This window comes from Pelagibius sp. Alg239-R121, from assembly GCF_947331435.1.
GTDB lineage: Bacteria > Pseudomonadota > Alphaproteobacteria > Kiloniellales > Kiloniellaceae > Denitrobaculum.
Genome location: NZ_CAMZOF010000004.1, coordinates 469,999 through 491,555 on the forward strand (window position 1 = coordinate 469,999; position 21,557 = coordinate 491,555).

Below are 21,557 nucleotides of genomic sequence, written 5' to 3' on the forward strand. Positions count from 1 at the left end.
CCAGCCCGGTTTGGTGCTTAAGCCTTCAAGTTAGCGAAGGCGACGGCAAGATTCCCGCCAAGCCGGGCGTTGTTCTCGACCAGCGCTATGTTGGCTTTCAGCGTTCTGCCCTTGCTGAGTTCTCCCAGGCGTTGCAGCAGAAACGGGGTGACATCCTTGCCACTGACATTTGCGGCATCCGCTTCGGCCAGGGCCTGTCCGATATAAGCTTCCACCTCGTCTTCATCTAAAGCATCGGCTTCCGGAAGCGGGTTAGCGAGCACCAGACCGCTTTGAAGCCCAAGTTCCCAGTGAGATTTCATCGCCAATGCCGCTTGCTGAGCCGTTTCAACCGAAGCGGAGAGGGTTAAGCCCGAAGTCTGGCTGTAAAAGGCTGGAAATTCCTGTGTGTCATAGCCGATCACCGGCACCCCGCCGGTCTCCAGAACCTCAAGCGTTTTCGGCAGATCAAGAATCGCCTTGGCCCCGGCGCAAACCACGGCAACCCGGCGCCGCCCAAGCTCGGTCAAATCGGCTGAGATGTCGTAAGTTTGCTCTGCGCCGCGATGAACGCCACCCAGTCCGCCGGTCACGAAGACCCTGATACCAGCCAAATCCGATGCGATCATGGTGGCTGCAACCGTCGTCGCCCCTTTGGTGCCAGCCGCAAGCACAAGCCCCAGGTCGCGGGTGCTGACCTTTGCCACATCCTGCGCCTGTGCAAAGAGACTTAACTCCTCCTCCGTCAAGCCAACCTTGATCCGGCCCTCAAGCAGTCCGATTGTGGCCGGAACCGCGCCAGACTCCCGAACAATTTCTTCAACCCGCCGCGCAACCTCCAGATTGGTCGGGTAGGGCATGCCATGAGAGATGATCGTCGATTCGAGGGCGACCACTGGCCGGTTTTCTCTGAGCGCGTCGGCAACATCAGGGCGAAGATCAAGTAAATCGGACATGTGAGCTTTCCGTGGGTTCTATAGCTTCAATCTGATTGTTTTTTGCTGAATTGCTAGAAATCGATCAGATTGAAGAGCGCTTTAAATCTCAGCATCAACCCGAGGTATCAAGGCCTTTTAACCAAAAAAAGTTCAGGTTATCGGCCCTTCTCCGCCAAAGTTAAAGATCGTGAGCGGAAAAGCCTGATCGGGGTAACCTTAAGATCGAAGATATCATCTTGTTGTTTATGGTTTTTAAATCGATTTCGGGTAGTTAATAGGGACCGACAGTTAACCTTGGACCGTTAGGTATGACCGTACTCGAACTTACGCCGCAGCGCCCGATGTTGTCATGGAAGGCCATCATCCCCATCGCCTTTCTACTGGCAATCACCTGCATTGGCGTGTTTGGTCTTACACTCATCCCCCAGAGTGACCGCGGTCAGTTTGCGGTTGTGTTCCGCCCGGATATGACCCCTGATCAGATTTCAGACTCCATTGCCCGCGCGAAGGGCAAGATCGTTAGCGACAGCGCTTTCGAGACCGTCGTCATTGCGCATTTTGACGATCCGGGTTTCGAAACACGGCTCAAGAAGGCAGGCGCGCTGTTCGTTCTGAACCCTTCGATCGTTGGCGGATCTTAAGCCTTCCTAAGTTTCCACCGCTCCAAGCAAAGCTTCCTTGAGCGCGACCACCCTCTCGTCATCAATGCCTGAATAGGGCTTGGCGGGGACCACCCCCCAGATTGGATTCGGCCAGGCAACATCGCTGTGAAAGCGTGCAATGACATGGATGTGCAGTTGCGGGACCTGATTGCCTAACGCTGCAACATTTAGTTTATCGGGTTGATAGAGGGACCGCAGAGCTTGAGAGGCCACTCGGATTTCCTCGCCGATCCTTGCCATATCTGCTGGAGAGAGATCGTCATAATCCTTTAGACCCGGCTTCCTGGGAACCAGGATCAGCCAAGGGTAATTGGCGTCGTTGCTCAGGAGCACCTCACACAGCGGCCATTGGGCAATTGTGAAGGTGTCGGCCACTAACCGAGGATGTAATTCAAAGGCTTCCGTCACAACTTCCTCCAAAAGAGACTCACTGGATGCCCCCGACACGTGATGCTGCGCCGGGACGGTCAATTCGAGACGGCCGACTCCGTGTGGATCAACGTTGCGCCGTCTCGTCGTTCTCCGCTTTATAGACTGGAGCGTTGGAAGGTTCGAGAAGTGTGTTGCTCAGAATAATATCAGGAGCCTTCTCGCCAATCATGATGGTCAGTGCGTTGATGTTGCCGCCGACGCCCGACAGGTCGGCGACCACGGATATGTCCAGAACTCTTAGATCGTCCGCTTACCGGCGCCGGACAGCAACAGCAGCCCCGGCGGATAAATTGCGCCGCCGAAAAGAACGACGTCTTGATCCGCCCGTGGCTGGTGCAGCTCACCGGCCAGCCAATGTTCGATTCGGACGGCACGGGCGTCTTCGAAGCGGGAGACCTCTATGAGGTCCAGTCTCAAGTTTGGAGTCAATACGGCGCCTCAACATCGCCCAGCTCGACATAGACGCTTTTGATCTGTGTGTAGTGCTCAACGGCGGCGGATCCGTTTTCCCGGCCCAGGCCGGACTGTTTGTAGCCGCCAAAAGGCATCTCGATGGGCGTTATGTTGTAGTTGTTGATCCAGCAGGTTCCGGCTTCGAGCTTCGCGATGACCCGGTGGGCGCGCGCCAGGTCGCGGGTGAATACGCCTGCGGAGAGTCCGAATTCTGTGTCGTTGGCGCGGGCAACGACCTCGGCTTCCTCCTCGAACGACAGTAGTGCCATGACCGGGCCGAAGATCTCCTCGCGCACGATCTGCATGTCGTCCTTGCAGTCGGCGAAAACCGTAGGCTCGACGAAGTTGCCGGTTGCCAACGCTGGGTCTGCAGGGCGGCCGCCGCCGGCGATGATCTTGGCACCCTCGTTCCGGCCGATCTCAATATAGGACAACACCTTCTCGGCGTGCTCGCGGGAGATCAAAGCACCCACATGGGTGTCCGGGTCCATGGGATCGCCGATCTTCATGCGGGAAACCCGCGCTGTCAGCTTTTCTTGAAAAGCTTCCAGGATGTCTGCCTGGACGAAGACCCGGGTTCCGTTAGAGCAGATTTCGCCCTGGGTATAGAAGTTCGCCATCAGAGCAGCCGAAACCGCATTGTCGAGGTCTGCGTCCTCAAAGACAATGAGTGGCGACTTGCCGCCCAGTTCCAGGGTGACCTGCTTTAAGGTCGCGGCGGCATCCGCCATCACGCGCTTTCCGGTGCCGACTTCGCCGGTCAGCGACACCTTCGCAATGCCGGGATGTCTGGTCAGCATCTGTCCGGTCGATCCGAAACCCTGCACGACATTGAATACGCCATCGGGCAGGCCGGCTTCGCTGTAGATCTCTGCGAGCTTCAGGGCGGTGAGGGGGGTCAGCTCGGCGGGCTTGAAGATCATGGCATTACCGCAGGCGAGGGCTGGTGCGGACTTCCAGCAGGCGATCTGGATCGGGTAGTTCCAGGCGCCGATTCCGGCACAGACCCCCAGCGGTTCGCGGCGGGTATAGGCAAAGGCCGAGCCGAGGTCGATGTGCTCGCCTTTGATGCTTGCGGCCAGTCCGGCGTAGTACTCGACGCAGTCGGCACCGGAGATGACGTCGACGACTTCGGCTTCCTGGATTGGCTTGCCGCTGTCCAGGACCTCCAGCTCAGCAAGTTCCCGGTTACGTTCCTTCAACAGGCGGGCCGCAGTATTGAGGACCCGGCCGCGCTCCGCCCCGGTCATTGCGGACCAAATCCCAAAGCCTTTTTGTGCAGCGGTCACCGCTGCATTGACATCCTGCTGGCCGGCGATTTGCACCTTGCAGATGACTTCGCCGTTGGCGGGGTTGATGCTCTCAAATCTCTCACCGGAGACGGCATCGCGATAGGTGCCGCCGATGTAGAGCTGCTGTTCAGGCAAAGTCGTCATGTCAATCGATCCAAAAACCGCAACCTGAAGCCGGTCAAGTTACGAGATTGTCTGAAGCCGCCCGTTATGCGGCGCGGCGTGTTTCTTGAACTGGTCGGTCGCATAGGTCCGCGCGATGTCGGCGGCTTCTTCGGGCGTGACGCCGCCGGAAGAAAGTGCGCAACGCAGCCAGAGACCTTCAATCAGGGCAGCGAGGCCGGTGGCGACCGCTTTCACCCGGTCTTCGGGCAGATGCGGTTTCAGGGCGTGTTGAAAATTGCTGATCATGCGCCGCTCGTTGATGGCATGAACGCGCTTGAGATTGGGGGTTTGCGGCACCAGCGCCCAGTAGGACAGCCAGACCGAGACCACCTCAGGCACGAATTGAGAAGGTGCGAAATTGGCGTCGATAACGGCGAGGATGCGTTCTTCCGGTGTCTTCGCTTCACGGAGCCGTCGCACGGTCTCGATGCGCAGGTCTTCTGCAACTGATCGCCAGGTCGCTTCCAACAACCCGGCTTTGTCCTTGAAATAATGAGCGACAATGCCGGAAGATAGACCGGCGCGCCGGCTGATCCGGGCGATTGTCGTAGCGCCAAAGCCGTCCTCGTGGATCGAGGCAATCGTGGCGTCGATCAACTGACGCCGCCTGATTTCCTCCATTCCAACCTTGGGCATTCCAATTCTCCGTCCAGAGCCGCATCTCAGCGTGAGATCAAGTATCTCCCGCAGTTTCAATCTGGTCTATTTTATTTTTATTGAACGTTCAATTAAAATAAGCAAGAGTTGCTCTAACGAAGGTGGAATGACCGCCAATGGGGCTAACGGGGAAAGACTTCTTGCTATTGGCTGGCCGATGACCGGTGGATTTACGTCGCCGGGATGGCCCGAAGCAAAATGATCTTGAGCAGGCGCTGCCTCCGGCTTCGTCCCTGCCGTGCACTGCCACGCGGGACAAGCCTGAAGGGACGTCGTAAAGTTGAACCTGAGGCCCTGAAGAGACCGTTCCGGCAGAGGCAGTGTCGCTGCCGTATTGACTCTGGGATCAAGAAACAAAAATGGGAGACTGGAATGATGAAATTGAAACACATGCTGGCCGTGAGCGCCGTCTCGGCTGTGGCGCTAAGTGGTGCGTTGCTCGCGTCGCCGGCGGTTGCTGCCGATCCGGCAAGCTGCAAGGTCGTCAACTTCTCTGACGTTGGTTGGACCGACATCACGGCAACGACCGCCGCGACCTCCGTGGTGCTGGAAGGTTTGGGTTACGAGCCGAAGGTACAGCTGCTGTCAGTGCCGGTGACCTACGCAAGTTTGAAAAACGGCGACGTCGATATCTTCCTCGGTAACTGGATGCCGACGATGGAAGGCGATCTCGCAAAGTACCGTGATGAAGGGTCGGTGGAAGTTCTGGGCGTGAACCTGGAAGGCGCCAAGTACACCCTTGCAGTTCCAAAGTATCTTGCCGACAAGGGCCTCAAGGATTTTGCCGACATTGCGAAATTCAAGGACGAACTAGACGGCAAGATCTACGGGATTGAGCCGGGCAACGACGGCAATCGTCTGATCCAGGGGATGATCGACAACAACACATTCGATCTTAAAGGGTTTGAAGTCGTCGAGTCCTCGGAGCAGGGGATGCTGGCGCAGGTCAAGCGCAGCGCACGGAAAAAAGACGCTGTCGTGTTCCTCGGCTGGGAGCCGCACCCCATGAACGCGAACTTCGATCTGGCCTATCTGTCTGGCGGTGACGATGTCTTCGGCCCCAACTTCGGCGGCGCCACCGTCTATACCAACGTGCGCAAGGGCTATGCATCCGATTGTCCCAATGTCGGCAAATTGCTGACCAATCAGAAGTTCTCGCTGGCCATGGAGAACGAGATCATGGGCGCAATTCTAGATGGCGGCGAAGAGCCCGACGATGCGGCCAAGGCGTGGTTGAAGGCGAATGCAGGCATTCTTGATACCTGGCTCGCCGATGTGTCGACCATGGATGGCGGTGAGGGCCTCGGCGCGGTTAAGGCGCATCTCGGCCTCTAATCCGGGTCTTTCAAAGCATGATGGCCGCAGGGACGTTGTCTCTGCGGCCATCATGAATATCCAAACATACTCGGCATTGCTGCTGATCTTGCGTGGAAGCAAGTATAGGGGGCGTCATGGAATGGCTCACTGAGAATAAGATTCCACTCGGCAAGACGATTGAGTGGCTGGTGGATCTGCTGAATGAGCATTTCGCCTGGCTCTTTGATTTCATTTCCGACGTTTTGGGCTTCACGATCGAAGGCCTGATCGATATTTTGCAGTGGTGCCATCCATTGGCCCTGATTGCCCTGATTGCTGCCTTGGCCTATTGGCTGCAGCGTTCGATCCCCCTGGTTGTGGCCGTCATACTCTCGCTGTTGTTCATCGTTAACCTGGGTTACTGGGAAGATACACTCGAGACGATTGCGCTGGTGGTCTGTGCCACGGCTTTCTCCATGGTCGCCGGCGTGCCGGTGGGAATTGCGGCTGCCCATCGTCCCGGTCTCTACACGGCGATCCGGCCGGTGCTGGACCTTATGCAGACGATTCCGACCTTCGTCTATTTGATCCCAACGCTGACGCTGTTTGGACTGGGCGTCGTGCCCGGACTTATCTCGACGGTTATCTTCGCAATCCCCGCACCGATCCGTCTGACCTATCTGGGGGTCTCGTCGGTCCCCAAGGCCTTGGTCGAGGCAGGCGAGTCCTTTGGCGCGACCAAGCAGCAGTTGCTTTGGAAAGTTGAGATACCCCATGCCATGCCGACCATCATGGCAGGCTTGACTCAGTGCATTATGCTCTCGCTTTCAATGGTCGTGATTGCTGCACTGGTGGGCGCCGACGGTCTTGGCAAACCTGTCGTGCGGGCCCTGAACACGGTCAACATCTCCAAGGGGTTTGAAGCAGGACTGGCGATCGTGATCATCGCGATTTTGCTGGACCGCTTCTGCCGTCAGCGCAACAAAAACGGTGGAGGGAAGTAACCAATGACTTCAAGTCCGTCTTCCTCCGTTGTCGAGTTTAAGAATGTCGACATCATCTTCGGCAAAAAGCCGGAACAGGCGCTGCCGCTTCTGGATTCCGGCGAAAACCGGGATTCAATCCAGGAGAAAACCGGCAACATTCTCGGCGTTGCCGGCGCATCGATTGCTATCGAAGAGGGTGAAATCTGCGTGCTGATGGGCCTGTCCGGATCGGGTAAGTCCACCCTGCTGCGCGCGGTCAACGGTCTCAACAAGGTGACCCGCGGTCACGTCTGGGTCAATGACGGTGAACGGCGGGTCGACGTTACGTCCTGCGACTCAGCGACCCTGCGAGAGCTGCGCATGCACAAGGTTGCCATGGTGTTTCAGCAATTCGCGCTGCTGCCCTGGCGGACGGTTCAGGAGAACGTTGCTTTCGGTCTGGAACTCCAGGGTATGGCCAAGGGGCTGCGCGATGAAATCGTTGCCGAGAAGTTGGAGATGGTCGGACTGGATCGCTGGAAAGATAAGTTCGGTCACGAGCTTTCGGGCGGTATGCAGCAGCGGGTCGGCCTTGCTCGAGCCTTCGCGACTGATGCCGACATCCTTTTGATGGACGAACCTTTTTCGGCGCTCGACCCGCTGATCCGGGATCATCTTCAGGACGAGTTGCTGGAACTGCAACGCAAACTCAAGAAGACAATCATCTTCGTCAGCCATGATCTGGATGAAGCCCTCAAGATCGGCACGCACATCGCGATCATGGAAGGCGGCCGGATCGTCCAGTATGGCGAACCCGAGGAAATCGTGCTGAAGCCCGCCAATGAATACGTCGCAGAGTTCGTTGCTCATATGAACCCGATTAATGTGTTGCGGGGTGAATCCCTGATGACGCCGTTGCAGGGTTTGCGGCGTGACGGCGAGGACTTCATTCTCGATCCGCAGAGCTATTTTCGGGCGCGCCTGGACGCGGAGGGCGGCCTGGCCCAGGTTACCTGCGGCGGCGCACCAGCAGTACTCAAGAACTACGATGAGGCGATGGCACCGGAGGCCTATCATGATGGCATGCTGGTTGCAGCTCCACCCTCGCTCTCTATGCGGACGGCGATTGAGATTCGCAAGGCGACCGGTTGTCCCGTCGTCATGACAGACGAAGGCAAGGTGTTGGGCGTTGTCGGCGATGAAGAGATCTATCACGGTATCTTGCGCCAGGCGTCGATGGCCGATCATGATGTGGACGGCGTGGCAGAGTAAGCTTCGCACGTGGGATGTGGTCGACTCAAACAGCTCGCCAATCATTGTGCGGTCAAGCTGAGCCAGAGAGGCAATCGTAGATGCGCATTCTGATCTGCGGCGGCGGAATATCGGGCCTGTCGACAGCGTTGGCCTTGCGTGGCGATGGACACGAGATCGAACTGATCGAGAAGGCGGACGGGTGGCGTGCGGAAGGTGCAGGCCTGCATCTACCCGGCAATGCGGTGGCATCTATGGAGCGTTTGGGGATTGCCGGTCAAGTCGCGGCGATCTCCTTTGCCTTTCCACGCATCCGGTACCTTGACCATCGGGCGGCGCGGCTGTTCGACCTGGATTTGCGGGATGGCAGTTGGCCAGTCTTTCAGGCTACGGAACGAGCCGGCTTTCACGAAATTCTCCGCAGAGCATTGCCTGATCTCAAGGTTATTTTTGGTCGCGAGATCTCAGAGATCTCTACATCGGATAAGAGCGCGAAGAATCCAGCGGCCGTGACTTTCAATGACGGCGACAGATCCGAATACGATCTCGTGGTCGGTGCGGATGGCATCAATTCTTCGCTCCGGGCTTTACTTTGGGGGAAGGAGCTCGCTCCGGTTTCTGCTGGATTCTCCTGCTGGCGCTGGTTGACCCCGTTGCCGCCGGGTCAGGCTGAGCCGCACTTTATGATCGGCAGTGGATCCGTCCTGCTCGTGATGCCGGTAAGTGCGGATTGCGCCTATGTTTTTGCCTCCATCGCCGATCCCGATGGAACAATGGTGAAGCAAGGCGCAGACATTCTGCAGTCCGCGTTCTCGATGTACGGAGGTGCCGTACCGAAGCTGCTCGCGCGTTTGGAACAGGACGCACCGATCCTTCCCGGCGTGCTGGCGCAGATGCTGGTTGACCAGTGGCACCAGGGACCGGCTGTGTTGGTCGGAGACGCGGCACACGGAACGCTTCCCACCATGGCGCAGGGCGCAACCATGGCGATGGAGGATGCGTTGGTGCTGGCGGAATCGCTTCGCGCCGAGCCCGATCTTCACCTGGCCTTATCTCTCTATCAGGAACGGAGAAAGCCCAGGGCTCAGTGGGTGCAGCACCAATCCCTTAAGCGCATGGGACTTGCCCGCCTAAAATCCCAACCTCTGGTCTTTCTGCGCAATCAACTGATGAGGCGGATGGGCCCTAAGGTTCTGGCTTCCGGCTGGCGGCCACTGATCGAAAAGGCCTTTTAACAATCAAAGTCAGGCACAGGGCAGATCAGATGCTGATGCATTTAAGAACGCCGCTTGCTCTTCTAGCTATTTAACAAGAAACTGCGACGGGTCTCACTGTGAGTCTCAGTAAAACAACCAGATTTTAACATCGGAGCCGTTATGGCGATCAAAGGAATCCTGTTCGATAAGGACGGGACGCTGTTGGACTACTATGCCACCTGGATGCCGGCCAATCGGGAGGCCGCCCTGGCTGTCGCTCAGGGCGATGATGCCTTGGGACATCGATTGCTGCTGGCCGGCGGTTACGACGCGCAGGCAGACCGCGTGCGATCGGGTTCAGCCCTTGCGGCGGGCAGCAACTGGGAGATTGCTCAGTGCTGGTCGCTGGCCCTGAACGGGCACCGTTTTCAGAAGCCGGCGGAGGTTCTGATCACAGTGATCGATGAAATATTTGAACGCCACGGCCGCGAGTCAGCCGTATCGGTCACAGATCTTGTTCCCTTCCTGGCTAATCTGAAACGGCGCGGACTGTTCATTGGTGTCGGCACGAACGACAGTGAGAAAGGAGCGCTGCGGAGCCTGGGGCGTTTTGGCGTCAACGCCATGTTTGATTTTCTTGCCGGCTATGATTCCGGTCATGGCACCAAACCCGGTCCTGGTCTTGTTCACGGCTTTTGCCACACCACCGGTTTGCAGGCGCCACAGGTCATGGTGGTTGGTGACAATCTCCATGACCTCGAGATGGGGCGTGCAGGGAACGCAGGCTTGGTGGTCGGGGTTCTGACCGGCACGTCCCTGAAAGACGAACTCGATCAGCATGCCGACCACGTGCTTCCAAGCATCATCGAACTGGAAAGCCTGCTCGATTCGCTTGAAGAATAGCGAAAACACGCCCTCAAACGTTACAGCTTAGAGGCCGATTCTCGCTTTTAATCGGTTCAGTGAAAAACGACCGGCTCTTAGATCGTTTTTTGTGTCCGCGTTACGCGGCAGGAGCCTTTTTCAAGCTCAACTGCGGCCGGGGGACAACCTTGAATGCGCTGTGATTGATTTTCTTGAGGACGTAAACCTTGTCGCCCTGCTTATTCAGCCGGATCATCTCGGCAAAGGCTTCCGTGTAATTCCAGGTATCGGCTTTTGAGTCTTCGGTGTTCTTGCGGCTGGGCTTCGACTTCATTTTTGCTTTGTTTCCTCCTGTTGATCGCTCTGTCTGTCAGCGGGGCAAAGATAGTCAGACGGAACCTCCGCACAACCGACGGCATGACATGCCTGCCATGAGCCTGGCGAATGCCCCGTCAAACACTCGGTGAAGACCTTGCCCAGGCTCAAAACAGGCTTGAGTCCGCCGCTGCGGAATGCTCGCTGATGACCTGCTCAACTTTAGCGTGTCACAAAGTTGTGACAGAGGCGTGAACATGCCGGGTGCTAGACTCATGTCTGCGAGATCGTGAGTTGCTGGACGATTGGAGTATGTCAGGGTTCATTACGTTTGCCCCTTGATAGAGAATTCCGTCGAAGATGGTGAGGCTCGTCGTGATTAGTCGTCGAGGAGTCTTTACGAATGCTGAAACCTCCCAGCCGAAATGCGCTTGCGGCCGCAATTCTTTCCCTCTTTGTGCTGATCCCCGGACCCGTCGTTGCTGATCAGGACAGCGATGCTTGGCGTTCCATCACGCAGGTTGCACAGATCAGTGGAGATCCTGAAAAGCCCCGCCGGCATTTTCGTGTGAAAAATACGGCGCGTCTCTCGATAGAAGAAGCAAGCCGTATTTACGGCGAAATGATCGACGACATCTACCTGGCCTATGGCGCGGGGCAGAGCGACTTTTCTCCCCCATATCGTGACTGGGGGCTTTACAATACGGCGCCCTACCGTTCGGCAACTCACGGTGCACGCTACGTCAACAACTACGCCAATGAAGTTGCCAAAGACTATGGCCGCTACGAGGAGGCCGGAATCTTCCCGGTTGGATCGGTTCTCGCGAAAGACAGTTTTTCCGTAACCAAGGATGGCGTCGTCGACATCGGTCCCCTGTTCCTTATGGAAAAAATGCCCGCAGGCTTCAATCGCGTGAGCGGCGACTGGCGCTACGTGATGATCATGGCTGACGGCAGGCTTTTTGGTGAAACCAATGGTCGTGGGGCACAAAAAGTCGAGTACTGCGTTGGTTGCCACCTGGCGAAAGAAGATCAGGACCACCTCTTCTTTGTACCTGAAGAGGTGCGCCTGCCATAAACGCCCGACAATTCACGCCGGCTCAATCGCTGGGGGCTGTGTTACGCCCCGCCGGGAAAGGAGCCGTCGTCTGCCGCCTTGCGTTTGGGGTCGCGGCCCCGTCGACGACCACGGCTCGCGGCCTGTTTCGAAGGATTCTCTCCTAAAGGACCGACACGGTTCTGCTCCTCGGCACCGGTCGAGATCTGGCCCAGACGGGCGATGATGGTGGCCAGATCCGGCTTGTCGCCTTTCACGTGGTTATCCAGGGCATTGCGCATGGAACGCAGGTGATCCGGCGAAGTGCCGCAGCATCCGCCGATGATCCTTGCACCGGCGTCCGCGACAGTACGGACATATTCGGCCATCAGTTCAGGTGTACCGTTGTAGCGGATCGCGCCGTCGACATATTCAGGGATGCCGCAGTTGCTTTTCGCGATCAAAACATCTCCAGGTTGTGCGGTTTCGGACATGTTGGTGATCGCGGCAACCAGTTCGGCAGCACCGACGCCGCAGTTTCCACCATATCCGATCGGTGTGATCGGCAGACCCTGCATCAGTGTCGCCACCTGACCCGGTGTGACCCCCATCATGGTGCGGCCGTTGGTGTCGAAGCTGAAGGTGCAGACAATCGGAAGACCGGTGGTCGCCGCAGCGGTCACGGCAGCCTGCATTTCTTCAATGGCAGAAATGGTTTCGATCCAGAGGACGTCCACACCGCCTGCGGCCAGGGCTTCCGCCTGTTCGGTGAAGGCGGCGATGCCGTCTTCCATCGAGAGTTCGCCCAGCGGGATGAAGAGGTCGCCGGTCGGCCCCATGGAGCCTGCCACGATCACTTCGCGGTCCGCAGAGCGCGCGACCGAACAGCTGATCTCCGCCGCCGCCAGGTTGATTTCCCGAACCCGGTCCTGTGCTTTGTGAAGCTTCAGTCTGTTTCGCGTACCACCAAAGGTGTTGGTCAGGATGATGTCCGACCCGGCATCGACGAAAGCCTGCTGCAGTTCCCGGACTTTCTCCGGCTGCTCGACGTTCCACATTTCCGGTGCATCACCGGTCTGAAGACCTGCGGCAAAGAAGTTGGTTCCGGTGGCGCCGTCGGCGAGCAGCCATTGACGCTGACTAAGCAGCTCTGTGAGACGATTGGACATAGGCGTGGCTCTGAGATCCTGATGAGGGCCTGGTGGAGGCAGCCCTTGCAAGCGCTGTCCCAATGAAAGCGGCGCGCAAATTAAGCCCACATTGAGCCTCTGGCAAGCCGCCTTGCACCGTGGGCGTATGATTATTTTTTCCGAAGGTTTCAGAGGGAAGGAAAACCCGCTGAATTTCACCAAATGGAGGTAACATGTTCACGGGGAAAATCAACCAAAGATGAACAAAGTTGGCACTGTACAGAAGGGGCTTGTGCATCTCAGTCGAAATCAAACATTCAACGCAGAATGAGCCGCCGTCTCTAAAGGACGTTTGGCCCAACTAACAAAGGATTTCTAAGAAACTCATACTGCTGCGTGGCCGAAAGAAAGGATGCTGCTCCGGAATCTTGCCCCGCTAATCACGCCGGGTCTCAGAACACTGCTCATGCCGGAGCCTGTTTCCGCAATCTGCTTCGAAAGCGCCCGTGAATGCACTACCATGCCTTGACGAAGGCAAAGCTATAAGTGCGGTAATATGATGGAAGCTCCAGACGTTTTTCTCCCAACGCAGGGTTTTATGGGAGTCCCCAACAGACATGAACTGACGGGAGCCAAAGCAGCCGTGCTGGGCCTGCCCTTCGATTGCGGAACCAATGCACAGCGCATCGGGGCACGGCATGGGCCAACCGCGATCCGGCAACAGTCCCTGGCGCTTGACCGCCGGCTCTTCGGCTATTCCGAACGCGATCCTCTTACGGAGCTTGGATTGGTTGACTGTGGAGATGCCGTGGTCACCTCGGGTCGCATCGAGCCGTCATTTGGTGCTATGGAACGGGCGACGGCGCACATTCTCGATGCGGGAGCCGTGCCTCTGGCCATCGGCGGTGACGGAGCAGTGACGTTACCGCAGCTCAGGGCTATGGAGACGCGGTATCCGGATCTTGCCGTGCTGCATTTTGATGCCCATACCGACGCCTATCCCATTGAAGCGGAACGCCACACTACTGCGACTACCTTTACCTGTGCCGCGCAGGAAGGCCTTATCGATACCCGGGCCTCGTTCCACATTGGCTGTCGCGGTCCGGTCTCCAAGACCGGTCTCGCCGACTTTGCCGGGCAGCTCGGTTACCGGATCGTCGACATGGAGATGATTGCGCAGGATGGCCTGGCACGTATGGCCCAGATCAAGGAAGAACTGGGCGCGCGGCCGGTCTACCTCTGCTGGGACATGGATTTCTTCGATGCCTCCTGCGCACCGGGGGTGTGTGAACCGACCTGGGGCGGGCCGACGGCCTATCAGGGCCTGGCCTTACTGCGCAGTCTTGCGGGCATGAAGATCGTGGGCGCCGATATCAACACGGTCTGTCCGCCACTCGATCCGGCAGACATGACGGCGCATCTTGCAGCCACAGTTGCGCTGACTTGCCTGCACATGATTGCTATGGCCACAGGCGACTAAAATAGAAAAGTAAGCCCCGAAGTCAGCTTGCTTCGGCGTTCGATTGGGCCGGGGCCTTTTTCACGTCGTAACGCAGGCCGACGATCACCCGCCGTTCCGTGATATCGCGCAGGAAGTGAAAAGGTTGGCGGTTTTGGCCACCGAAGTCAGGCGCCTGCATCAGCAAGGCGTCGCCCGGTTTCACAGGAACCTCTGCCGCATTCAGGCCTTCGCGGTTGTCGCAGGCAAAAAATCGGCCCTGACCGGCCAGAATAATCAAAATCACAACCTGCCGGAACTGAAGGAAATCGCGGTGTGGGGTGATTCCGGCGCTTCCTGGGAGATAGCGCTGGACCGCGATATCGTTAAAGGTCAATGCGTCCGTCAACGGTGGATCGGGTAGCAGAGATGCAGCCGCGCGCAGTTGGTCCGCGAGGTTGTCGGCCAGCAGGCTAAAGCTGTCATTGCCATCGAACTCCATACAGATCTCAAAATCCTGCTGAACCTCTTTACCCGGCGCGCCCATGTAAGGTTTGGCCTGCCGATAGGGGAGGGCTTCGGCAGCTTTCAACAGTGATAGACGCCCTGTCTCGGTCAGTAACGGCATGCCGAGTGCATCGACACTGCGCAGTCGTTCCAGATAAGGCGCGATCTCGGCAGGCGGAGAGGCGAAGAGGGGGTGTCGGACGGACATAGATGAAGACTGGAACCCAGATTTTTGTGTCGCTGTTATGTCGGAGGCGCCGAGTGCCATTTCAATATGGATTACAGCAGCTATTGTTGAAGTCGGGTAGCTGGAATTCGACGCTTGCAGGTCGCTGTCCGACAACTCATCTTCTATATGACTTGGAGCCGCCGGAAGCCGCGTTCCCGGCCAACAATCTGATTTTCATGGAGAAGATATGACCCGTTTCTGGATCTTCGCCGCCGCATTGAACGCGTTCCTGGCGGTTGGGATGGGCGCTTTTGCCGCACACGGCCTGGAAGGGCGGGTGGTTCCAGGGGCTTTGGAATGGATTGAAACGGCGTCACGCTATGGTCTGGTCCATGCCGTTGCTCTACTCGCTGTGAGCCTGTTTGAAGCTTCACAGGGCTCGGGACCTCAGCCGGCCCTGCGCTATGTTCCATTCATTCAGTCCGGCTTTCTGTTTGGCTGTATTTTCTTCTCCGGGACGCTCTACATCATGGCCTTGACAGGCCTGCGGTTTCTCGGTGCTGTTGTGCCACTGGGCGGCATGGCGTTCCTGCTTGCCTGGCTCGCTTTGATGATTGCCGGTCTGCGCTGGCGTGGCCAGATACGCTGAACCGGTCTGAAACGATGAAGGAGACGGTCAAAAGATGAGTGCGATCCAGCTCGACACCAAGGGATTGAAATGCCCGTTGCCGGTTCTGCGAGCCCGTAAGGCGATGAAACCAATGGCAGCCGGCGAGATCCTGGAAGTCGAGGCGACTGATCCCAGTTCGGTTCAGGATTTCAAGGCCTTTTGCGAGACCACGGGCGATGCACTCTTGGAAACCCAGGAGGCAGACGGGGTCTACAGCTTTCGGATTCGCAAAGGGGGCTGAGCGGCTTTGCCAGCAGTCCCTATCTGAAGCTGGACGATGGTGGCTGGAATCCCGATCTCTCAAACAATCGGTCGCGGCAGGATTCGAGCGTCATCTGAAGCTGGCCGGCTTCAATACCGCAGAGCGCGCCGTCGCGTTTCTTAATCTCTCCCGCCACGACAACCGTGTCCACGCAGTCAGTTGAGGCGCCAAGGACGGTAAAGCCGATGGGATCGTTCATGACGGTGAGGGCAGGTGGGCGCAGCAGAACGATATCCGCCTGCTTCCCGGGCGTCAGGCTGCCGGTCTTCGAAGCCAGGCCCACTGATTCCGCGCCGTCGACTGTTGCAAAGCTTAGAACATCGTATGTCGAGATTTCGGGCGTGCCCTGCTCCAACTCCTGGAGCCGTGCAGCCTGGAAGGCGCTCGCCATCTGCGGGAAAAGACTGCAGCCGGTCGACGTCACAACGTCGGCGCCCAGGCCGGGACGGATCCCGGCAGCGAGAAAACGCGTGGATGCCGGATACCCGAACTGCATCTGCATTTCGATTGCGGGTGTTGACACCATACGCCCGCCGCTGTCGGCGATCCGCTGAATGCTCTCGTCAGTCAGGGAATTGCAGTGGACATACTGTACGTCCGCTCCAAGCAGCTCTTCTTCGTACATGCGTTCGACGGAGCGGTAGGGCAGGCCGAAGGCACCATTGCCGGCGTGCAGGCTGATCAGGAGATCCAAGTCCCGTGCCACCCCCATATCGTGTTTTGTGACTTCGATCGTCGACTGTTCCGGGCCACGTGCCGCCATGGCCATGGTGACGAGAGCGTCGTCCGATGTCAGCCGTTCACGCCGGACTCGGCGAATGTCGTTAGGTACAGGCCGTTCGCTGTCCATGGACCAGGCAGTCTCTGTGTTGGGGAAGCCATAGCCGAAGATGGCGCGGATGCCGCTGTCCAGGAGCCCCTCGATTGCGGCGTCGGCATGTGCAGGACTGTGCAAAACGTGGCACCAGTCGAAGATCGTCGTTACCCCTGCGTTGAGCGCCTGCAAGGCGCCGATGTGGTTCGCGGTCCGCAGGTCGTCCGCCTCATAGACGGGCGCGAGCTTTCCGGGCACTGCTGCAAAATAGCTGTTGAGGTCCGCGTCCGCCGCCGCCATGGACAGGGGGCTTTGCCAGACATGCCGGTGGGCATCGATGAAGCCCGGCAAGGCAATCATGCCTTCCGCATCGATAACTTGGGTGCTGCCGAATTCGATGTCTGGCGCGGTACCGAGCCCGACTGCCATGATTTGATCGCCCTCGACCAGGATCGACGCACGCTGGAAATTGCCGACGGCGGTATCCATGGAAAGGATCGTCGCGTTACGGATCAGAATGCGCGCGGACTTGCCCGCGCCCTCTAGAGCCTCGGATTGGGACATTGTTGCGAATCCCTGGATGTGCTGGCTGAGAAGCAGCCGTTAGTGGTGGATAGCAGGCAGCTTAGCAAAAATGTTCGGCTGTTGTGAACGCCGCCGACTGTGGCGCAAGGAAGTCGGCCGCTATTCGCCGGCTGCCAGTTCCGCCTGAGGGAGCCGGCTGCGACGGCGCCGCTCGATCGGGCCGACCAGGATCGCCAGCATGGGCGGGATTAAAAGCAGGGTCAGAACGGCTGAGAGGGAGAGGCCACCGACCACTACGGAACCAAGACCGCGATAGAGCTCGGACCCTGCGCCCGGGAATACCACCAACGGCAACATCCCGACGACACTGGTCAAGGTCGACATGAAGATCGGCCGGATCCGGTTGCGGGTCGCTTCGATGATGGCATCGTGCGGCGGGTAGTTCTCGTCGCGTATGTGGAACAGGGTTTGATGCACCAGCAGGATCGCGTTGTTGACCACGATCCCGACCAGAATGACGAAGCCCAGCAGGGTCAGCATGTCGAGGGACTGATTGCCACCGTACAGATTGAGGATGACCAGGCCACCGACACCGCCTGCCGCGGCGACCGGCACCGAAAGCAGAATGATCAGGGGATAGAGAAAGCTCTCAAAAAGGACTGCCATCACCAGGTAGACGATTGCCAAAGCCAGGGCGAGATCCAGGATCATCGCGGCCCAGGTCTGCGACAGCTTGTCGGCTGTTCCCGACATGCCCAATCGGATACCCGGTGGCACGCCTTCCGCGAGAACGGCGTCGATCACGTCCTTCTGGATTACTTCCAGCGCGGTTTCTAACGGAACGTTGGGTGAGGGGCGTAGCTCCAGTGTAACGGCGCGGAAGTTTTCCCGGTGGCGGATTTGGGTCGGGCCGCTGGTCAGGATGACGTTAGCGAGTGACGTGACAGGAATGATCTGACCGTCTGAGGTGACCACAGGCAGATTGCCGATGCCTTGGGTTTCTGTGACGTTCTTGTCGGGCCCCTGCAGCATCATGTCGAGGCGTTTGTTGCCGACCGTGATTTCGGCGACACGCAGACCATCGTTGAATGTGTCCACCGCCTCGCCAAGCTCGCGCGCGGTGACACCATTGTCGGCCAAGCGCACGCGATCCGGGATTACTCTGACCTCGGGCGCGCCCAATTCCAGGCCGGGCCTTGGTCTGAATTGATTGCCGTCTGCGAGCGGTAGAACAGTCAACATCTTGATGGTCGCACGCTGTGCAACGCCGAGTATAGTCTCCAGATCAGGTCCCGTGATATCCAGCTCGATTTTGCGTCCGCCACCGATCCCACGCCCAAAAAGCGAGGGCTGGCTAACAAAGCCGAAGGTGCCAGGTTCTTGCTGAAGGAGGTCCCGCAAAACAGGAACTAGGTCGCTGGCGCGTTGCGGGTCAACCGAGACTGCGCCGAGAAAGGTGAAGGAGCGGCGGGCGACAAAGAAGAAGCGTTCCATTTTCGGCGGTTGGCCCTCTTCGGACTCTGCGCCGGTTTCACTGGCCCAGAGTGGCCGTGTCGCCGCTTCGATAGTTTCCGCAATATCGGTTGTGGTCTCCAGGTTGTAACCTGGTGGTGGGATCATCCGGCCGAAGACCAAATTCCGATTGCCCTCTGGTAGGTATTCTAGCTCTGGAAGGAATTTCCAGGCCGCAAAGGAGGCACTTCCTGTGACCACGGCCACTACCAGGAATGCGATCGCCGGATTTCGGACCACACCCCGGGTAAAACCCAACACCATGGCGACGAAGGCCGAAGCGAAATGGTCGATACCGGGAAGGGGCACTCGGTTGAAATCCGGTTCCCGGCCATGGCCCGCGCCGCCGAGCAGGCGGTTCGCGAGCGCGGGGAGGACCGTGATCGACACGACCAGTGACAAGAGGACCGAAACCGAGATTGCAACCGCAATGTCACGGAAGAGCTGACCGACCTCCAACTGCATAACCAGAATCGGAATGAAGACCATCACCGTTGTTAGGGCGGAGACCAGGATCGCACCCCAGACCTGCTGCGCGCCCTGATAAGCCGCAATCGCCGTAGGTTTGCCAGATTCGCGCATGCGATAGATGTTTTCGAGGACGACGATGGCCGCATCAACAACCATACCGACGGCGAAGGCGAGTCCAGCCAGTGAAATCACATTGATCGAACGGCCGAGCGCCGCCATAGCGACGAAGGATCCGATTACCGAGACCGGTATGGCTACGGAAATCACTAGTGTGGCGCGGGGAGATCGCAGGAATACCAGGAGTATAAGCGCCGCCAGCGCACCGCCGACCCATATGTTTTGCTGGACCAGCTCGATTGACGAATTGATGTAGACGGTTTCGTCGTAAACCTGCCTCATTTTGAGCCCGGAGTCTGGGATCACCGTCCGCTTCAGCTCGTCAACCGCCTCGCGTACACCGCGCATGGTCTCGATAACGTTAGCTCCGGTTTCCCGCTTGGCGGGCAAGGCGATGGCTTGTTGTCCCAACATGCGGATGCTGGACGAAGGGTCGGTGTAGCCAAAGCGCACTTCCGCGATATCACCCACCGTGACTCTCGCAAGGCGGCCCGCATCGCCACCGCTGTCCGAGCGGATCACCACGTCGTTGATCTTGGCAACGGTGTCGAGTTCACCCTCGGTGCGCACGATGTAACGGCGTTTGCCCTCATCGACGTTGCCTGCGCTGACGGAGGCGTTGGCGCGCCGCAGAGCCGTCACGACTTCGCTAACGGTCATCCCATAGCGGGCCAGTAGCTCCGGTTCGACGATAATTTCGATTTCTTGTGACGCCTCGCCGTAGATATCTACCTCGCTGATGCCGGTCACACGCTCAATGCGCTCCTTAACCACATCGTTCAGGAAGTCACCGTATTCATGGATTGGCCGATCGTTCCCATCGACCCGGGTAATGATAAACCAGGCAATGGGCGAGTCCTCACTGCCGGCGGTATTCAGGCTTGGTTCGTCGGCTTCTTCCGGGTAGCCGGTGACTTGATCCAAGCGGTTGGAGACCAGCAGGAGAGCCCGGTCCATATTGGTGCCGATTTTGAATTCAAGAGTGACAGAAGCACTGCCCTGACTTGAACTGCTCGAGATCGTTTCGACACTTTCCAGACCTTTGAGAACCTCCTCCTGGCGGTTGACGATGTTGCGTTCGATTTCCGCTGGTGCCGCGCCCGGCCAGAAAGTCTTTACGGTGATGACGGGCCGGTTAACATCGGGCGCCAGCTGGATTGGGATGGACTGAAGAGCTACCAAGCCGAACATGACAACCATCAGCACAGCCGAGATGACTGCGATCGGCCGCTCGATGGAGAGCTTGATCAGGTTCATCAGCTGGCTCCGTCGACCCTGATCGATTGCCCGGGCCGCAAGCGCTCATTTCCGCGCACAACCACTTTTTGACCCTCTTTCAATCCGCGTTCGACCACCAGACGATTGCCGACGGCAACGCCCAGATCAACCGGCTGCAGCTTGGCGGTTTCACCGTCGGCCACGTAGACGATCGCACCTTCGGGGCGCTTGATCACCGCATCCTTGTGGACGGTCAAGACATCTCGTCGCGCCCCGATCGGGACATAGACCGTCACGCTTTGTTCGTTCGCCAGAGGGCTTTCGGAATGATCGAAGCGGGCGTTGAACCGTACGGCGCGCGTGCGGGTCAAAGGGTTCTCGTTCGGCACCATGGCGCGGACCCAAGCTTCGTGTGTCGTCGAATCGTCGAGCGCGACCCGCACTTTCGTACCGGGTGTCAGGCCGCTGACGAAACGGAAAGGAACGTCCGCCTCGATTTCAAGCGACCGGTCGGCGACCATCTGCACCACCGCCTGACCAGTTTGAACGTAGGCGCCGGCCTCGGTCATGCGGCGGGTGATAACGCCACTGTAGGGAGCGGTTATAGTTGCATAGCCCAGATTGATGTCGGCTGCGCGCTTGTCGGCGGACCGGCTCAGGATCGCTGCTTCGGCCTGGGCGACTTCCGCTTGTGCAATGACAACTTCCTGTCGCGCGTCTTCGAAGCGTGACTGATTAAAAGCAGCCGATTTCTTAAGCCTTTCCAGTCGGGCCAAAGTCTGTTTTGCCAGGGTGAGTCGGGCTTTTCTGGTTTTCAGGTTGGCCTGGGCACCCGCTAGTTCGCCTTTCGCAAGGTCACGCTGCGCTACCAAATAGCTGTTGTTGAGCGCGGCGAGAACCTGCCCGGCCTCGACCCGGTCGCCGATTTCCACATCGAAACGCTCTACGGGGCCGTTGATCCGCGCCGATACGTCTCCGGCCTGACGTGCAACAAGGCGTCCAATGACGGCAGCGGTTTGAGATAAAGGCTCCACCCGGACGAGATCGACCCGCACCAGGGGCGCATCCTGAGCTATGGCCGGGGACAGCAGGGCAAATAGTGCGCAGGCAGTTATGATCAGACCGGTCAGCAGCCGTGTCCTGCTTTTCAACCCAACTCCAAATGCGCGACGACTAAGCAGGATATCCTCCACCCCGGCATGCGCGAACCTTCCACCGGGGCC

At 58.3% G+C, this 21,557-nt stretch carries 22 protein-coding genes; 10 read left to right on the plus strand and 12 right to left on the minus strand.

All coding sequences use genetic code 11. The annotated features are described in order from the left end of the window. Window positions 1-17: 17 nt before the first annotated feature. Entirely contained in the window at window positions 18-935 is a 918-nt protein-coding gene (locus QMZ18_RS15695; RefSeq protein ID WP_282607254.1) for a pseudouridine-5'-phosphate glycosidase, read from the minus strand. A gap of 290 nt (window positions 936-1,225) precedes the next feature. Here QMZ18_RS15695 and QMZ18_RS15700 point away from each other — a divergent pair, with 290 nt between their 5' ends. Beyond that, complete coding sequence (locus tag QMZ18_RS15700) at window positions 1,226-1,558, plus strand: hypothetical protein (protein WP_282607255.1); 333 nt, start codon at window positions 1,226-1,228, stop codon at window positions 1,556-1,558. A gap of 6 nt (window positions 1,559-1,564) precedes the next feature. On the opposite strand, the gene QMZ18_RS15705 is transcribed toward QMZ18_RS15700, so the two are convergent. The 5 genes from QMZ18_RS15705 to betI all read right to left on the minus strand — a co-directional run bounded on the left by QMZ18_RS15705 (window position 1,565) and on the right by betI (window position 4,557). Continuing rightward, a complete protein-coding gene (locus QMZ18_RS15705; protein ID WP_282607256.1) occupies window positions 1,565-1,987 on the minus strand; it encodes an HIT domain-containing protein in 423 nt (140 codons plus the stop codon). An 88-nt stretch (window positions 1,988-2,075) separates the two neighbouring features. Then, window positions 2,076-2,231: a hypothetical protein gene (locus QMZ18_RS15710; RefSeq protein ID WP_282607257.1), complete on the minus strand. Its 156-nt coding sequence runs from the start codon at window positions 2,229-2,231 to the stop codon at window positions 2,076-2,078. A 17-nt stretch (window positions 2,232-2,248) separates the two neighbouring features. Continuing rightward, complete coding sequence (locus QMZ18_RS15715; protein WP_282607258.1) at window positions 2,249-2,440, minus strand: hypothetical protein; 192 nt, start codon at window positions 2,438-2,440, stop codon at window positions 2,249-2,251. After that, window positions 2,437-3,900, minus strand: a complete 1,464-nt coding sequence (betB, locus tag QMZ18_RS15720) for a betaine-aldehyde dehydrogenase (RefSeq protein ID WP_282607259.1) — start codon at window positions 3,898-3,900, stop codon at window positions 2,437-2,439. Before betB ends, QMZ18_RS15715 begins: the two co-directional genes overlap by 4 nt. Before the next feature lie 39 nt (window positions 3,901-3,939). Further along, on the minus strand, window positions 3,940-4,557 hold the full coding sequence (gene betI / locus QMZ18_RS15725; RefSeq protein WP_282607260.1) for a transcriptional regulator BetI: 618 nt from the start codon (window positions 4,555-4,557) through the stop codon (window positions 3,940-3,942). A 393-nt stretch (window positions 4,558-4,950) separates the two neighbouring features. Between betI and QMZ18_RS15730 the strand changes: the two genes are divergently transcribed. The 5 genes from QMZ18_RS15730 (at window position 4,951) to QMZ18_RS15750 (ending at window position 10,189) form a co-directional block, all read left to right on the plus strand. Further along, window positions 4,951-5,913 carry a choline ABC transporter substrate-binding protein gene (locus QMZ18_RS15730; protein WP_322097223.1) on the plus strand — a complete coding sequence of 321 codons (963 nt, stop codon included), beginning with the start codon at window positions 4,951-4,953 and terminating at the stop codon, window positions 5,911-5,913. Window positions 5,914-6,029: 116 nt separating this feature from the next. Next, window positions 6,030-6,878, plus strand: a complete 849-nt coding sequence (gene choW / locus QMZ18_RS15735; protein WP_282607261.1) for a choline ABC transporter permease subunit — start codon at window positions 6,030-6,032, stop codon at window positions 6,876-6,878. Window positions 6,879-6,881: 3 nt separating this feature from the next. After that, window positions 6,882-8,111, plus strand: a complete 1,230-nt coding sequence (gene choV / locus QMZ18_RS15740; protein ID WP_282607262.1) for a choline ABC transporter ATP-binding protein — start codon at window positions 6,882-6,884, stop codon at window positions 8,109-8,111. An 80-nt stretch (window positions 8,112-8,191) separates the two neighbouring features. After that, a complete protein-coding gene (locus QMZ18_RS15745) occupies window positions 8,192-9,325 on the plus strand; it encodes an FAD-dependent oxidoreductase (protein WP_282607263.1) in 1,134 nt (377 codons plus the stop codon). A 141-nt stretch (window positions 9,326-9,466) separates the two neighbouring features. Continuing rightward, the gene (locus QMZ18_RS15750; protein ID WP_282607264.1) at window positions 9,467-10,189 is read left to right on the plus strand and encodes an HAD family hydrolase; all 723 of its coding nucleotides are present in this window, start codon (window positions 9,467-9,469) and stop codon (window positions 10,187-10,189) included. A 100-nt stretch (window positions 10,190-10,289) separates the two neighbouring features. Here QMZ18_RS15750 and QMZ18_RS15755 read toward each other — a convergent pair whose 3' ends face one another. After that, on the minus strand, window positions 10,290-10,484 hold the full coding sequence (locus tag QMZ18_RS15755; RefSeq protein WP_282607265.1) for a hypothetical protein: 195 nt from the start codon (window positions 10,482-10,484) through the stop codon (window positions 10,290-10,292). A gap of 384 nt (window positions 10,485-10,868) precedes the next feature. On the opposite strand from QMZ18_RS15755, the gene QMZ18_RS15760 reads away from it, so the two are divergent. Continuing rightward, complete coding sequence (locus QMZ18_RS15760; RefSeq protein ID WP_282607266.1) at window positions 10,869-11,543, plus strand: cytochrome P460 family protein; 675 nt, start codon at window positions 10,869-10,871, stop codon at window positions 11,541-11,543. A gap of 41 nt (window positions 11,544-11,584) precedes the next feature. Here the strand turns inward: QMZ18_RS15760 and bmt are convergent, their stop codons facing one another. After that, window positions 11,585-12,670: a betaine--homocysteine S-methyltransferase gene (gene bmt, locus QMZ18_RS15765; protein WP_282607267.1), complete on the minus strand. Its 1,086-nt coding sequence runs from the start codon at window positions 12,668-12,670 to the stop codon at window positions 11,585-11,587. A gap of 517 nt (window positions 12,671-13,187) precedes the next feature. On the opposite strand from bmt, the gene QMZ18_RS15770 reads away from it, so the two are divergent. After that, the gene (locus QMZ18_RS15770; RefSeq protein WP_282607268.1) at window positions 13,188-14,111 is read left to right on the plus strand and encodes an arginase family protein; all 924 of its coding nucleotides are present in this window, start codon (window positions 13,188-13,190) and stop codon (window positions 14,109-14,111) included. Between the two features lie 22 nt (window positions 14,112-14,133). Here QMZ18_RS15770 and QMZ18_RS15775 read toward each other — a convergent pair whose 3' ends face one another. Continuing rightward, window positions 14,134-14,784 carry a hypothetical protein gene (locus tag QMZ18_RS15775; protein ID WP_282607269.1) on the minus strand — a complete coding sequence of 217 codons (651 nt, stop codon included), beginning with the start codon at window positions 14,782-14,784 and terminating at the stop codon, window positions 14,134-14,136. Window positions 14,785-14,992: 208 nt separating this feature from the next. Here QMZ18_RS15775 and QMZ18_RS15780 point away from each other — a divergent pair, with 208 nt between their 5' ends. Then, a complete protein-coding gene (locus QMZ18_RS15780) occupies window positions 14,993-15,394 on the plus strand; it encodes a DUF423 domain-containing protein (protein ID WP_282607270.1) in 402 nt (133 codons plus the stop codon). 34 nt (window positions 15,395-15,428) lie between these two features. Continuing rightward, the gene (locus tag QMZ18_RS15785; RefSeq protein ID WP_282607271.1) at window positions 15,429-15,656 is read left to right on the plus strand and encodes a sulfurtransferase TusA family protein; all 228 of its coding nucleotides are present in this window, start codon (window positions 15,429-15,431) and stop codon (window positions 15,654-15,656) included. 19 nt (window positions 15,657-15,675) lie between these two features. On the opposite strand, the gene QMZ18_RS15790 is transcribed toward QMZ18_RS15785, so the two are convergent. From QMZ18_RS15790 to QMZ18_RS15800, 3 genes are all read right to left on the minus strand, one after another. Beyond that, window positions 15,676-17,055, minus strand: a complete 1,380-nt coding sequence (locus QMZ18_RS15790) for an amidohydrolase family protein (RefSeq protein ID WP_282607272.1) — start codon at window positions 17,053-17,055, stop codon at window positions 15,676-15,678. A 120-nt stretch (window positions 17,056-17,175) separates the two neighbouring features. Beyond that, the gene (locus tag QMZ18_RS15795; protein ID WP_282607273.1) at window positions 17,176-20,373 is read right to left on the minus strand and encodes an efflux RND transporter permease subunit; all 3,198 of its coding nucleotides are present in this window, start codon (window positions 20,371-20,373) and stop codon (window positions 17,176-17,178) included. Further along, window positions 20,373-21,485, minus strand: a complete 1,113-nt coding sequence (locus QMZ18_RS15800; protein ID WP_282607274.1) for an efflux RND transporter periplasmic adaptor subunit — start codon at window positions 21,483-21,485, stop codon at window positions 20,373-20,375. The genes QMZ18_RS15795 and QMZ18_RS15800 overlap by 1 nt, the downstream gene beginning before the upstream one ends. Window positions 21,486-21,557: the final 72 nt, after the last annotated feature.

What these genes read in the sequence shown, in the direction of transcription:
- QMZ18_RS15695 (WP_282607254.1), bottom strand. Translation starts at nt 935, where the DNA reads ATGTCCGATTTACTTGATCTTCGCCCTGATGTTGCCGACGCGCTCAGA.
- QMZ18_RS15700 (WP_282607255.1), top strand. Translation starts at nt 1,226, where the DNA reads ATGACCGTACTCGAACTTACGCCGCAGCGCCCGATGTTGTCATGGAAG.
- betB (WP_282607259.1), bottom strand. Translation starts at nt 3,900, where the DNA reads ATGACGACTTTGCCTGAACAGCAGCTCTACATCGGCGGCACCTATCGC.
- betI (WP_282607260.1), bottom strand. Translation starts at nt 4,557, where the DNA reads ATGCCCAAGGTTGGAATGGAGGAAATCAGGCGGCGTCAGTTGATCGAC.
- QMZ18_RS15730 (WP_322097223.1), top strand. Translation starts at nt 4,951, where the DNA reads ATGATGAAATTGAAACACATGCTGGCCGTGAGCGCCGTCTCGGCTGTG.
- choW (WP_282607261.1), top strand. Translation starts at nt 6,030, where the DNA reads ATGGAATGGCTCACTGAGAATAAGATTCCACTCGGCAAGACGATTGAG.
- choV (WP_282607262.1), top strand. Translation starts at nt 6,882, where the DNA reads ATGACTTCAAGTCCGTCTTCCTCCGTTGTCGAGTTTAAGAATGTCGAC.
- QMZ18_RS15745 (WP_282607263.1), top strand. Translation starts at nt 8,192, where the DNA reads ATGCGCATTCTGATCTGCGGCGGCGGAATATCGGGCCTGTCGACAGCG.
- QMZ18_RS15750 (WP_282607264.1), top strand. Translation starts at nt 9,467, where the DNA reads ATGGCGATCAAAGGAATCCTGTTCGATAAGGACGGGACGCTGTTGGAC.
- QMZ18_RS15755 (WP_282607265.1), bottom strand. Translation starts at nt 10,484, where the DNA reads ATGAAGTCGAAGCCCAGCCGCAAGAACACCGAAGACTCAAAAGCCGAT.
- QMZ18_RS15760 (WP_282607266.1), top strand. Translation starts at nt 10,869, where the DNA reads ATGCTGAAACCTCCCAGCCGAAATGCGCTTGCGGCCGCAATTCTTTCC.
- bmt (WP_282607267.1), bottom strand. Translation starts at nt 12,670, where the DNA reads ATGTCCAATCGTCTCACAGAGCTGCTTAGTCAGCGTCAATGGCTGCTC.
- QMZ18_RS15770 (WP_282607268.1), top strand. Translation starts at nt 13,188, where the DNA reads ATGATGGAAGCTCCAGACGTTTTTCTCCCAACGCAGGGTTTTATGGGA.
- QMZ18_RS15775 (WP_282607269.1), bottom strand. Translation starts at nt 14,784, where the DNA reads ATGTCCGTCCGACACCCCCTCTTCGCCTCTCCGCCTGCCGAGATCGCG.
- QMZ18_RS15780 (WP_282607270.1), top strand. Translation starts at nt 14,993, where the DNA reads ATGACCCGTTTCTGGATCTTCGCCGCCGCATTGAACGCGTTCCTGGCG.
- QMZ18_RS15785 (WP_282607271.1), top strand. Translation starts at nt 15,429, where the DNA reads ATGAGTGCGATCCAGCTCGACACCAAGGGATTGAAATGCCCGTTGCCG.
- QMZ18_RS15790 (WP_282607272.1), bottom strand. Translation starts at nt 17,055, where the DNA reads ATGTCCCAATCCGAGGCTCTAGAGGGCGCGGGCAAGTCCGCGCGCATT.
- QMZ18_RS15795 (WP_282607273.1), bottom strand. Translation starts at nt 20,373, where the DNA reads ATGAACCTGATCAAGCTCTCCATCGAGCGGCCGATCGCAGTCATCTCG.